At 70.8% G+C, this 12013-nt stretch carries 13 protein-coding genes; 6 read left to right on the top strand and 7 right to left on the bottom strand.

Going from position 1 to position 12013, the window contains the following annotated elements; genetic code table 11:
• Window positions 1-35 precede the first annotated feature (35 nt).
• The 4 genes from ACFWXC_RS27315 to ACFWXC_RS27330 form a co-directional block, all read right to left on the bottom strand.
• Complete coding sequence (locus ACFWXC_RS27315; protein WP_384482853.1) at window positions 36-701, bottom strand: nitroreductase; 666 nt, start codon at window positions 699-701, stop codon at window positions 36-38.
• 523 nt (window positions 702-1224) lie between these two features.
• Window positions 1225-2601 (bottom strand): carboxypeptidase regulatory-like domain-containing protein, encoded by a 1377-nt coding sequence (locus ACFWXC_RS27320; RefSeq protein ID WP_384482855.1) that lies wholly within the window; start codon window positions 2599-2601, stop codon window positions 1225-1227.
• Between the two features lie 292 nt (window positions 2602-2893).
• Window positions 2894-3298, bottom strand: a complete 405-nt coding sequence (locus ACFWXC_RS27325) for a tautomerase family protein (protein WP_384482857.1) — start codon at window positions 3296-3298, stop codon at window positions 2894-2896.
• A gap of 183 nt (window positions 3299-3481) precedes the next feature.
• Window positions 3482-4279 carry an acetoacetate decarboxylase family protein gene (locus tag ACFWXC_RS27330; RefSeq protein ID WP_384482859.1) on the bottom strand — a complete coding sequence of 266 codons (798 nt, stop codon included), beginning with the start codon at window positions 4277-4279 and terminating at the stop codon, window positions 3482-3484.
• A 107-nt stretch (window positions 4280-4386) separates the two neighbouring features.
• On the opposite strand from ACFWXC_RS27330, the gene ACFWXC_RS27335 reads away from it, so the two are divergent.
• Window positions 4387-5001: a TetR/AcrR family transcriptional regulator gene (locus tag ACFWXC_RS27335; RefSeq protein WP_384482861.1), complete on the top strand. Its 615-nt coding sequence runs from the start codon at window positions 4387-4389 to the stop codon at window positions 4999-5001.
• Between the two features lie 196 nt (window positions 5002-5197).
• Here ACFWXC_RS27335 and ACFWXC_RS27340 read toward each other — a convergent pair whose 3' ends face one another.
• Entirely contained in the window at window positions 5198-5782 is a 585-nt protein-coding gene (locus tag ACFWXC_RS27340) for a CGNR zinc finger domain-containing protein (RefSeq protein WP_384482862.1), read from the bottom strand.
• Window positions 5783-6045: 263 nt separating this feature from the next.
• Here ACFWXC_RS27340 and ACFWXC_RS27345 point away from each other — a divergent pair, with 263 nt between their 5' ends.
• The 3 genes from ACFWXC_RS27345 to ACFWXC_RS27355 are packed head-to-tail and all read left to right on the top strand — an operon-like array spanning window position 6046 to window position 8845.
• On the top strand, window positions 6046-6255 hold the full coding sequence (locus ACFWXC_RS27345; protein WP_384482864.1) for a ferredoxin: 210 nt from the start codon (window positions 6046-6048) through the stop codon (window positions 6253-6255).
• On the top strand, window positions 6245-7618 hold the full coding sequence (locus ACFWXC_RS27350; protein WP_384482866.1) for an NAD(P)/FAD-dependent oxidoreductase: 1374 nt from the start codon (window positions 6245-6247) through the stop codon (window positions 7616-7618). The genes ACFWXC_RS27345 and ACFWXC_RS27350 overlap by 11 nt, the downstream gene beginning before the upstream one ends.
• A 39-nt stretch (window positions 7619-7657) precedes the next feature.
• On the top strand, window positions 7658-8845 hold the full coding sequence (locus tag ACFWXC_RS27355; protein ID WP_384482868.1) for a cytochrome P450: 1188 nt from the start codon (window positions 7658-7660) through the stop codon (window positions 8843-8845).
• 85 nt (window positions 8846-8930) lie between these two features.
• Here the strand turns inward: ACFWXC_RS27355 and ACFWXC_RS27360 are convergent, their stop codons facing one another.
• On the bottom strand, window positions 8931-9893 hold the full coding sequence (locus tag ACFWXC_RS27360) for a GlxA family transcriptional regulator (RefSeq protein WP_384482870.1): 963 nt from the start codon (window positions 9891-9893) through the stop codon (window positions 8931-8933).
• Between the two features lie 102 nt (window positions 9894-9995).
• Between ACFWXC_RS27360 and ACFWXC_RS27365 the strand changes: the two genes are divergently transcribed.
• Entirely contained in the window at window positions 9996-10634 is a 639-nt protein-coding gene (locus ACFWXC_RS27365) for an HD domain-containing protein (RefSeq protein WP_384482872.1), read from the top strand.
• An 18-nt stretch (window positions 10635-10652) separates the two neighbouring features.
• Here ACFWXC_RS27365 and ACFWXC_RS27370 read toward each other — a convergent pair whose 3' ends face one another.
• Entirely contained in the window at window positions 10653-11291 is a 639-nt protein-coding gene (locus ACFWXC_RS27370) for a TetR/AcrR family transcriptional regulator (protein WP_384482874.1), read from the bottom strand.
• A gap of 142 nt (window positions 11292-11433) precedes the next feature.
• Here ACFWXC_RS27370 and ACFWXC_RS27375 point away from each other — a divergent pair, with 142 nt between their 5' ends.
• Window positions 11434-11988 carry a cysteine hydrolase family protein gene (locus ACFWXC_RS27375; RefSeq protein ID WP_384482876.1) on the top strand — a complete coding sequence of 185 codons (555 nt, stop codon included), beginning with the start codon at window positions 11434-11436 and terminating at the stop codon, window positions 11986-11988.
• Window positions 11989-12013 lie beyond the last annotated feature (25 nt).

Genomic DNA, 12013 nt, shown 5'->3' on the forward strand with positions numbered 1-12013 from the left:
CCCCCCGGGTTCTCCGGATCTCGGCCGCCGCGCGGTCACCCTCCGACGAAGCTCACCGTCTGTGTCATGTCCGCCCGCCCGGTGCGCACTTGGGGCACGCCTTCTTTTTCGAATCCCGCCGCGACACCACAGAACAGCACGAGCCCGTCATCGGCCCCGACCACCTGGCTGACGGTCCTGCGGTACATCGTCCACATCACCTGAGGACAGCTGTGCAGCCCTTCCGCCCTGAGCAGCAGCATGACCGTCTGCAGGTACATCCCCGCGTCCCCCCACTGCCCCGGCCCCATCGTCCGGTCGAGGTAGCAGAAGAGGACGACCGGAGCTCCGAACGCCTCCGAGTTCAGGGCGGCGATCCTCCTGGGTCGGTCCGGGTCGTCGCGCTCGATTCCCAGCGCCTTGTACCGCTGGGCGGCCGCGGCGGAGAACCGGTCCAGATACGGCGGGACCAGTTCGGCCGGGTACATCGGATACTCCCGCTCGTCACCCGGGTCTCCCGCCAGTGCCCTGGCCGTCGCACGTCTCTTCAGTTCGGCCAGGGGCTCGCCGCTCACGACATACACGTGCCACGGCTGCAGGTTCCCACTCGACGGAGCCCGCGCCGCCGTGGCCAGAACCCGTTCGAGTACCTCCTTGGGTACCGGCCGACCGCTGAACGCCCGCACGGCCCTGCGGCTGTCCACGGCTTCGTACACATCCACGCTTTCTCGTCCTCTCGTCCTCTCGTCCAACGACAGCCACTTCTCTGCTGATTTGAGCGCACGCCGATACGCGAGCCGCCACCGCCCGCCTCCCTCGGTACCGGAATCGCCGTACCCGCGATGAGCAGGCGGTAGCCGTAGTCGACGGATTCCCGGGTCAGCAGGCCGGCATGGCGGCGGTGCCAGGCTTCTGAGGCCAGGTCCGCGCGCGGTCTCGCGATCGCCGGTTCGACCACGGACGCGGGAAGCAGGGCGAACGTGGAACTCGCCTGTCGAATGGAGGGATCGAGACAGAACTCCGGACGCCGCCGGTACGCGATCTGAAAGCCGTCGGCGAATCATCGGCCATCTCGCGCAGCCGGCCGGCACGACCGAACCGGCCCGGCGGCTGGGCGTCAGCCCCGGCACGGACATCTCGTTCTCTGCCTGCGCAGCCCCCTCGGCGATCAGCTGGTGACCTGACGCCGCGATCGCCGGGACACACCAAGGAATGGGCACCGCCGGATCCTGACCGAGTCACGCCTCACCGACGGGCAGTCCAGTTCCGTGGCGGCCCACCGTTCTGACAGGGCATCGGAGAAGGTGCGTCAGGGGTAATGTCGCCCAGCGTGAAGTCGGCGCGGAGGACGGCGCCCGGTTCCAGCAGCCGCCATTGGACCTGCGGCTTTCTGCTGTGGGACGAGGCCACGATGGTGAGGTGTCCTTCGGGCAGCCCTGCCACGGCGTAGGTGCCCTGGGCGTTCGTCGCGGTACGTACCAACTGCCGTCCTCTGCCGTCCATGACGGTCACCGCGGCGTGCCGGAGCGGTTGCCGCGCACTGTCGCGTACGGTGCCCACCAGCGTCGGCAGCGGTTCGCCGAAGTGGTGGTGGGCCGGCATCGCCGTGGGTATCGGAGTCTCCAGGGACGGGTCGTCCACCGGTGGCTCCGCCTCCTTGTACTGCTTGCCCCTGCCGCGGTGCCGGGCGCCGGTGCTGCGGTGGCGCCAGGCGTCGAGGCCCATGAGCGCGATGCCCGCGGCGATCCACGCGCACAGGACGAGGACGGGCCTGCGGACCCCCGCCCCGTGGAAGTACAGGACGCCCCTCAGCGCGTCCACCGCGTTGCCGAGCGGCATCACGGCGTGCACGTGCTGGAAGAACGTCGGCAGCATCGCCACCGGGGCCACCCCGCTGGTGGGCGTGCTCAGCACGATGAACAGGCCCATCCCCACCCCGGGGAAGAACTGCTTCGTGAACGGTGCCATGCCGGTGCAGAACGTGGCCACCGCCGTCGTGAGGAGGAACGCCATCGCGAGGGCGGCCGGGTCGTTCGGCAGGTAGCCGAGGTCGACACCCACGAGGTCACCGACGACGGCGAAGACACCCGCGACGCCGACGATCGTCATCAGCTTCCTGCGGCGGTTGAAAGTCACCGCACGCAGCAGGGTCGTCGCGAGCAGGTACCCGGGGATGTTCCAGGCGGTGCCGAAGTAGACCAGGGTGGTTCCCGTCAGGTCCTTGGCCGTGGTGGGTGCCACATCCCTGAGGGTGAGCGGCTCGCTGGTCGCGGAGGTAAGCCCCGCGAAGTCCTTGCCCAGCGCCTGGAAGAGGGACATCCCGTTGGCCTTGGCCACATAGAGCACCGGACGGTGGCCGCCGACGTATCCCGCCACGGCACTCCGGTCCAGCACCGCCCGGCGGGCGGCCCGTGCATCGGCCACGGAGGTGACGTCGAACCCTCCGGGGTGATGACGGTGCAGCGCGGCCTCGACCTCCGCCTCCGGGGCACGGCCGGCGACCACCACGGCGGCATGATGCGGTTGAGGCGCGTGCAGGGCGGGGGCGAAGCAGAACAGGAAGCCCAGGAACAGCGTCACCGGGAACCACAGTGCCTCGGCGAGGGCTCTGGCCGACGACATGCCCTGTTCTCCGCTACGGGCCCTCACCTGCTCGACCCGCGTACGGCGCCGTGGGCCGTGGTGGACGGCTTCGCCGCGGACCCGGCCGCGCCGCCCCCTGATCGCGGGCCCTGCTTCCTGCCCGTCCGCTGTGCGGTCTCCGCTTTCATGGCGCCCTTTCCGTCTTTCGCGTCGGCCGTCGCCGTGGCCGGGACCTGCTCTTACGTACTGATCGGAGATGCGCCTGGTGCCCTCTCACCGTTCTCACCGCTCCCTACGACGGGCACGATCGGGCCGCGGATCTCCACCCGCATCACTGCTTGCCGTGTGCGCCTGTCCACTCGGACTCGCGGCCCGGCTCGGGGAGGAGACGGCCGCCCTCCACAGCCGAGCGGGCGGGGCTGTCCTGGATGACCACCAGCACGGTCTCCGGATCCACCTGGGCGATTCGTGAGACGGCTGCCGCGAGTTCCAGGGCGAGTCGGCTGGTGCTCTCTTGCGGATGACCGCGTCGCACCCAGCCATTGACCAGGAGCGGTGTTCCAGGGGTCCCGCCGACGAACACGTTGTCCCGCGGCAGCTCCGGGAACACGATGTTGACGTAGGCCAGTGGGACATCGTTGATCTCCGCGTGGATCCGAGTGATCTCGGTGGCGAGCGCGGCCTTGGTCTCCGTGGTCAGCGTGCCCTGCGCGGTGGTGCAGGTGTAGAGGGGCATGGCGTCTCCGGTGGGGGTGAGGCGGGATGGGGGGAATCGGCACAGAGTGCCGCCTTGTCGGGGCTTGGGACCGACGTGGTCGACCTACTTGCGAGGTTCCGTGTCGGCCGGGGGCGACCGACACGGAACCTCGGACAGGTGCGCGGCTCTGCCGGGCTGTCCCGAACTGGTCGCGGTGAGTGGTCAGTTGTCGTAGTCGGTGAGGGTCCTGAGGTCGTTGACGGAGTAGGCGAGGTGGAAGCGGAAGCCCTTGCCGGTTCGCCGGACGGGGAGGTCGGCGAGCTCTTCGCCGCGAGCCGGGAGGAAGTTCAGCTCGCCGGTGCCGATCCAGGCCTCGGTGACGCTCACGTCGTCGAGAAGCGCGAAGACCAGTTCGTGAACGGCGGGCTTGTCGTGCTGTCCGGCGGCCAGGCGGGGGAAGTGCCGGAGGTTGACCACGGGGCGGTTCATGAGGGCGGCCGGATCACTGAGCGGCTGATCGAGGGTGACGCGGGCTTCGGCTATGCGCTGGCCGGCGCTGGAGGCCGTCGCGCCGAACTGACCGCCCTTTCCGACCGGCGGGGTGGCGGGGTTGGCGACGGGATAGGCGCGGGTCTGGTGGACGACGCCGAGCTTCTTGGGGAAGCCCTGGACCCAGCCGCGGGCCATGGCCGCGTCGTTGTCGACGTAGATGTAGGGGCACCAGGCGACGGGCGTGTCGTCGAAGCGCGCGTCCAGGGTGGTGAGGAACTCCCGGTACTGGGAGCGGGCGGGGTCCAGGTACTCCTGTCCCGTGGAGGAGTACTGCCAGTCGATGAACATGGCCACGCCACGTCCGGGGGTGTCCGGGTCGAGAGCGAGGCCCTCGGGGAGCGTCGCCTCGGCCGCGGCGGGGTCGGTGAAGAACTCGACGCCGACAACGGTTCCGGCGTAGTGCCACGGCGGAGCCGGCGCCAGATTGGCGGTCCCGCGGGGAGAGAGGGGCAGGGTGTAACCCTTCATGGCAGATTTCCCTTCCATGAGTGCAACGATACGTATCGTTTCATTCGGACACCAGGGACGCTAACACGCCTTGACCCGAAAATGAAACGGTACGTATCGTTGCACTCATGGGACTCGCATTCACCTCGGATCCGGCGGCCACCCCGCGCTCGGCCCCCAAGATCCTCGACGCCACCAGGGACCTCCTGGCCGCGCAGGGCTACTCCACCCTCACCATCGAGGGGGTCGCGGCGGCCGCGGGCGTCGGCAAGTCGACCATCTACCGCTGGTGGCCGAACAAGGAAGCACTCGTCGCCGACGCGCTCGCTGAGGTGTTCCGGGCGGAGGAGATCCCCGACCGGGGCGACACCCGCGCGGAAGTGCGCGAGGCGGTCGACATGACGATCCGCAACTACGCCAACGAGGACCTGGCCGCGTCACTGCCCGCGCTCGCCGCGGGCCTGCTGCCCCACCCCGAGCTCATGGCCCGCTTCCGGGAGACCTTCCTGCGACGCAAGCGGCAGAACATCGACGTCGTGCTGCGCCGGGGGATGGAGCGGGGTGACCTGCCGCCCGACCTCGACACGGAACTGGTGCAGGACCTGTGGGCCGGTGCCATCCTCTACCGTCGGCTCATGATCGGGTCGCCCCTCGACGACGACCTGGCCGAACGCCTGGTCGAACTGGTGACCCACTCCCCGACAGCAGCCTTGTCCCGCCGTCCGCCCGCCTCGTCCGACTGAGCGACTTGACCGATCGAATCCGGCTGGCGCGTGCCGGCAGGTCCGTGATCTCGGCATGATCAGTTCCTGGCGCTTGTATTCCCGGCACTCGTAACCGCCCGCAGGACGGCCCTCGGTGATCCTGTCCTGCCGTTCACGGCGCCGGCTCCGGGAGCTCCACAGGGCCGGGACACGGCCGGGGTGCCGAGGGTGGCGTCTACGATGCCTTCTGGGTGCGCTGTCTTGCCCGGTAGGCCCGCAGGTTCGCCGCGTTGCCGCAGACCTTCACGTCGTGCCAAACCCCGCTGTTGTTGCGTGACCGGTCGAAGAACGTGGTCCCGCACCGGTCGTTCCGGCACACCTTCAGCCTGTGCCAGGTGCCCGTCTGCTGGGCCTGGAAGACCTCGATGAGGGCCAGGGCCGCCACCCGCCGCCAGCCGGTGCCGCGCGGCACCGGGCGCACCTGTCCGTCCTTGCCCAGCTCCATCACGACTGCCGCAATGTGCAGCGGCGGCAGTGCCTCTCCCTGCCCCTGCGCCGCCGCCCGGCGCAGGTCTTCACGGAAGGCCCGGAGTTCTTCGTGGTCGTGCGGGGCGAGTTCGATGCCTGCCGCGAGTCCGCCCGTGGCCTGGTTCCACTGCGCCAGTGCCTCGTCGAGCCAGGTCTGCGCGTCATCCGGGTCCGCGAGGAGGTCGCTCGTGCGTGGTTTTCCGGCGGAGATGGTGTTCATGAGGTCCTGCACGAAGGCGAGCCCCTCCGGCGCCGAACCCGTGTCGTAACGCATCGTGGCGGGCCAGCTCATTGCTATCACTCTCCACATGGCGCGCGTCCCGGCGACATAATCATAACATTTTTGCTTCTTTATTTTGCGCGTCCGCATGGCACCTGGGCGGAGGTGTGGCTCAGAGGTGAGCGACATATGCGTCACAGCTGACCGGGCACCGTGTGGCGGCGTCCGGCATCGACCGCCCCCGGCAGCGCGGCGTGCGGGAGCCCAGGTCTGGCTCCATGCTGGAACCGAGGGGCGGGCAACGAGGGGGTGCGGCAACGGAGGGAGTGGTGGGGATGCGGACCGTCGTGGACCTCACACGCTGCCAGGGCTATGCACAGTGCGTCTTTCTCGCACCGCAGATGTTCGAACTGCACGGGGAGGAGGGGCTGTTGTATACGACCGCCGTCCCCGAGGACCAGGTGGAGCGGGTGCGCCAGGCCGTGGCCGCGTGCCCGGTGCAGGCGATCCTCCTCGGGGAAGAGGTGAGCGGCGGTGCCCGGTGACCTCAAGGACGGCCGTATCGTCATCGTCGGCGCGTCGCTGGCGGGGCTGAGGGCCGCCGAGGGACTGCGCGACGAGGGTTTCACCGGCTCGGTGACCGTGGTCGGGGACGAACCTCACCCGCCCTACGACCGGCCGCCGCTGTCCAAGCAGGTGCTGCTCGGGCAGGCGACGGCGGAGACCACCGGGCTGCCGATGCGCCACGATCCGGACGCCGAGTGGCGGCTCGGGGTGCGCGCCGCGGGCGTCGACCTGCTCGCGAAACAGGTGCTGCTGGAGGACGGCGCATCGCTGCCGTACGACCGGCTGCTGATCGCCACCGGCACCCGCGCCCGGCCCTGGCTCAACCCCGAGGAAGGCGCCCTGGACGGAGTGTTCACCCTGCGCACCCGCGAGGACGCCGGGGCACTGGCCGAGCGTATGGCCGCCGGACCGGAACGGGTGCTGGTCATCGGCGGCGGCTTCACCGGCTCGGAGATCGCCTCCGCCTGCCGGGAACGCGGGCTGGCCGTCACCGTCGCCGAACGCGGCCCCGCGCCTCTGGTGGGCGCCCTGGGCGGCACCCTCGCGAAGCTCGCGGCCGTCATGCAGCGCAACCACGGCGTCGACCTGCGCACCGGGGTGACGGTCACCGCCCTGCACGGGGACGGGAACGGGACCTTCACCCACGCGCAGTTGTCCGACGGCAGCCGCGTCGACGCCGACGTCTGCGTCGTGGCGCTGGGCGCGATCCGCAACGTCGAGTGGCTGGCGGAGTCCGGGCTGGCGGCGGGCCCGCGCGGGATCGCGTGCGACGCCGGCTGCCGCGCCTTCACCATGTACGGGATCGTCACCGACGACGTCTACGTGGCCGGTGACGTCTCCCGCTTCCCGCACCCGCTGTTCGGGTACCAGATGCTCTCCCTGGAACACTGGGGCAACGCCGTCGAGCAGGCCGCGGTGGCGGCCCACAACATGGTCAATCCGGGGCCGCTGCAACGCCCCCACCTGGCCATCCCGACGTTCTGGTCGACCCAGTTCGGGCTCAACATCAAGTCGGTGGGCGTGCCCACCTACTCCGACCATGTGGTCATCGCCCAGGGCTCGCTGGAGGCGCGCCGCCTGGCCATGGTCTACGGCTACCAGGGGCGGGTCACCGCCGCGGTCACCGTCGACATGGCCAAGTCGCTCGACTACTACCGGCACTTGATCGAGACGGCCGCTCCGTTCCCGCCCCCGCCGGGCGCGGCCGACCGGGCGACCGCGGCCGACGTCCCGATCCCGTCCGACGTGCCGGATCCTTCCGTGCTCTCCCACGGCCCCACCGTGGCGCTCACCGGATACCTGCCCGACCGCCGACTGGCCGTGGTGCAGCCGACGCGCTGACCCGCGTCCCGTCCACGACTCCCACCACGAGGAGCCACCATGGACTCCGAGACCCTGCTGGCACGGATCACCGACTACGCCAGCCGCCCCAACCCCTACCCGCTGTACGCGGAACTCCGGGAGGCCGGCCCCGTGGTGCGGCAGGCCGACGGCAGCCACCTGGTCGGCGGCTACCACGACATCGCCGCCCTGCTCCACGACCCACGGATGAGCACCGATCCCCGCATCCGTGGCCAGGTGACGCACAAGCCGCCGTTCCTGCGGCTCGACGACCCGGAACACCACAGGCTGCGCACGCTGACCATGCGGCCCTTCGGACCCCCGCACAGCCCGGGCCGCGTCGACGCCATGCGCGGCGAGATCGACCGGATCACCGAGGAACTGCTGAAACCCTTCGAGGCGGGCCGGCAGATCGACCTCGTCGACGACTTCGCCTACCCGCTGCCCGTCACGGTGATCTGCCGCCTGCTCGGCGTGCCACGCGAGGACGAGCCGCTCTTCCGGGCCTGGTCCGACGTGCTGGTCGCGGCAGCCGACCTCAAGCCCGAGGACGACGACTCCGCCGGGACGCACGAGGCGGGCGACCAGGCACGGATCGAGCTGGGCGGGTACCTCGTGAACCTCGCCGAACGGCGCCGCGGCACCCCGGGCGACGACCTGCTCTCCGCCTTCGTCAACGAGCCGGACCCGGCCCTGCGGCTCACCCAGGAGGAACTCGCCGAAACCGCGGTGCTGTTGCTCATCGCGGGACACGAGACGACGGTCAACCTGATCACCAACGGAGTGCTCACGCTTCTGCGCCGGCCCGAGCACCTGGACCACCTTCGCCGCGACCCCGGCCTGCTGCCGCGGACGGTGGAGGAACTCCTGCGCTACGAACCCCCGGTCCACATGCGCGAGCGCATCCCGCTCACCGACATCACCGTCGCCGGCACCACGCTCGCCCGGGGCACCTCCGTGATCCTGGCGCTGGCCGCCGGCAACCGCGACCCCCGACGGTTCGACGATCCCGACCGGTTCGACCCCACCCGCCCGGACAACGAACACCTCGGCTTCGGCAGCGGCATCCACCTGTGCTTCGGCGCACCGCTCGCCCGCCTCGAGGCCCAGACCGCGCTCGGCGCACTGCTCCCCGTGCTCGGCACGGCAAGCCTGGTCCAGGACCCACCTCCCTACCGCCAGAACGCCATGCTGCGCGGCCCCCGCCATCTGCCGATCCAACTGTGAAGCCCTCCCGTCCCTCCGGGCCGGCAGCTTGGTGTGCCCGAGCACGGAGGAGCAGGAAGTCGAGCTGCTGTGTGGCCGGTGGTGGCTACTCCTGAGCGGTGCCGGTGGTCGCGAAGCGTCTGCGGTAGTGGGTCGGGGTCGTGCCCAGGTGGCGGGCGAAGGCACGGCGGAGGGTCTCGTCGGTGCCCAGACCGCTGTGCTCCGCGGCCGAGGTGACGCTGTGGCCCTCGAGGAGCAGGTGCTGGGCACGGTCGAGACGGACCCGTTCGACCCAGCGCGCGGGCGTGGTGCCCAGTTCGGCGCGGAACAGCCGGGTCAGATGGCGGGGGCTGACGGCGGCGGACGTCGCCAGGGCGGGCAGGCTGTGGTCGGCGGTCGGGTCGGCGAGCACGGATGCGATCAGGGTACGGAGGAGGTCGTTGCGGGCCGGTGGGGTGGTGATGGCGGTGGAGAACTGGGACTGCCCGCCCGGGCGTTGCATGAAGACGACCAGTTCGCGGGCGATGTCCCGGGCCACGCCGGCGCCGTGGTCGTCCTCCACCAGGGCGAGGGTGAGGTCGATGCCCGCGCTGATGCCCGCCGAGGTGACGTAACGCCCGTCACGGATGTGGATGGCGTCGGGCTCGACCCGGACCCGGGGGTAGCGGCGGGCGAACGTGGCCGCGTGCCGCCAGTGGGTCGTCGCACGGCGGCCGTCGAGCAGGCCCAGCTCGCCCAGCACGAACGCGCCGGTGCACACGGAGGCGACCCGGCGCGCCCGCTCGGTGAGTTCGCGGACCGTGGCCAGCAGCTCGTCCTCGATGGGCCGCTCGGCCAGCCGGTCGCCGCCCGCGACCAGGACCGTGTCGACCGGTCCGGTGTCGGCCGCCCGGACCGTGCCGGTCAGCGCCGGCCCGGCGGACGTGGTGACCGTCCCCCCGTCCGGCGACACCAGCACCAGCTCATAGGGATCGGCCAGCCGGCCCGCCTGGTGCAGCACCTCCGAGGGGCCGCTGACGTCGAGCATGGTCACGCCCTCGAAGACCACGAAGCCCACTCGATGTGCCATGTCCCAATCCGTGGTTTTCCTGGCAGCAGAGACATGGCCCAGCCTACGTCCCCCGGAGAACCCTGGAGGCACATCACCTATCCGGTATGGAGGCTGAGGACGATGAGCGAAGAGATCGCAGGCGTACGGATCCCGGACACCACCCTGGTGCGGGAGGCCACGGACATGGTGCGCGATGTCGCCACCCCGCTGGTGTTCGACCACTCCCGGCGGGTCTTCCTGTGGGGCTCGCTGCGCGGCCGGGCCCTGGGGCTGGCCTTCGACCCCGAACTGCTCTACGTGGGGGCGATGTTCCACGACCTCGGGCTGACCAAGAGCCTGCGCCGCACCGACCAGCGCTTCGAGATCGACGGCGCCGACGAGGCCCGCCGATTCCTGCACGCCCACGGCATCACCGGCGAGCCCGCCGACCGGGTCTGGACGAGCATCGCCCTGCACACCACCCCGGAGATCCCGCTGCACATGGCACCCGAGATCGCCCTGGTGACGCGCGGGGTCGAGCTGGACGTCCTCGGCATCGGCTATCACGAGGTCACCGACGAGCAGCGCGCCTCGGTCGTCGCCGCGCACCCGCGCCCGGACTTCAAGAACCAGATCCTCGCCGCCTTCACCGAGGGCATCCAGGACCGCCCCGACACCACCTTCGGCAACGTCAAGGCCGACGTCCTGGCCCACTACGTCCCCGGCTTCCGCCGCGGCGACTTCGTCGAGGTCATCAAGGGTTCCGCCTGGCCCGAGTGACCGGTTCGTCGTGGGAGGTCACTTGGGCGGGGGCGCGAGCAGGGCTTCCACGACGTCACGGAGCGGGCCCACCAGGTCCTCGGGTGCCGCGTCGGCCAGCGGCCGCAGACCGACGGCCGAGCGTACGACGGCGACGCCGACCCCCAGTGCGACCAGCAGTTCCGCCCGTAGCAGAGCGTCGGGTGCCGATGTGGCACCCGACGCTTCGAGCACCTGCCGGCCGAACTCCTCCAGCGCCCGCCGGCGCAGCTCGGCCACCTGCTCGTCGCCGGAGTCCCGCAACAGCATCAGCACCGGATGCTCGCCGAACTCCGTCCACGCCCCGGCCGCCAGCTGACGGCTGAGCGCCTCGGCCAGGGCGGCCGGGCCGCGCGGGAACTCCTCCTCGCCGCCCAGGAACCGGGGTGTCGACGCCAGCGCAGCCTTGAACAGGCCCTCCTTGGAGCCGAAGTACCGCTTGACGAGCGCCAGATTGACCCCGGCGTCCGCGGCGACGTCCCGCAGCGTCGTGCGGTCGTATCCGAGCCGCGTGAACCGGGCGCGGGCGGCGAGGAGGAGCGCCCGGCGCGTCGCCGAGGCGTCCCGGCGCCGGCGGCCGTCGGCCGGATCGACCGGGCTGACCCGATCGGGTTGCGAGGGTGCCTCGTCCGCTGACACGTCGGCTCCTCTCAGGGACATTTCCGTGGCCCGGGAAGGGGCCGCCATCAAGTAATCGTGCGTTGACTTGGCTCGGGGGTGGGGCTACGTTACCAAGTAATCACTTGATGACTAACGGGGCCGTGGGAAAGGAACATCGACGGTGCCTCAGCAAGCTCTTCTCGTCATGGACGTCCAGCGGGTCGTCACCGACCGGTTCGCCGCGGACGACTACCTGCCGCGCCTCGCCAAGGCGATCGACGCCGCCCGCGCGGGCGGCGTCCCGGTGATCTACGTGGTCGTCGGCTTCCGCCCCGGATACCCGGAGATCAGCACCCGCAACAAGATCTTCGGCGCCATGGCGAGCCGCGCGGCCGGCCTGGCCGGCGACGCCCCGGCCACACAGGTGCACCCCGACGTGGCGCCCGCACCCGGCGAGACCGTCGTGACCAAGCGACGCGTCAGCGCCTTCGCAGGCAGCGACCTCGACCTGGTGCTGCGGGCCGGCGAGATCGATCACCTCGTCCTCACCGGCATCGCCACCAGCGGCGTCGTACTGTCAACCCTCCGCCAGGCCGCCGACCTCGACTTCGAACTCACCGTCCTGTCCGACGGCTGCCTCGACTCCGACCCGGAGGTCCACCGGGTGCTCACCGAGAAGGTGTTCCCCATGCAGGCGGAGGTCACGACCGTGGACGCGTGGGCGGCGGCACTCTGACGCCTGCCGTGCCCGGCGCCGGCGC

Source organism: Streptomyces sp. NPDC058683, from assembly GCF_042716195.1.
Classification (GTDB): Bacteria; Actinomycetota; Actinomycetes; order Streptomycetales; family Streptomycetaceae; genus Streptomyces.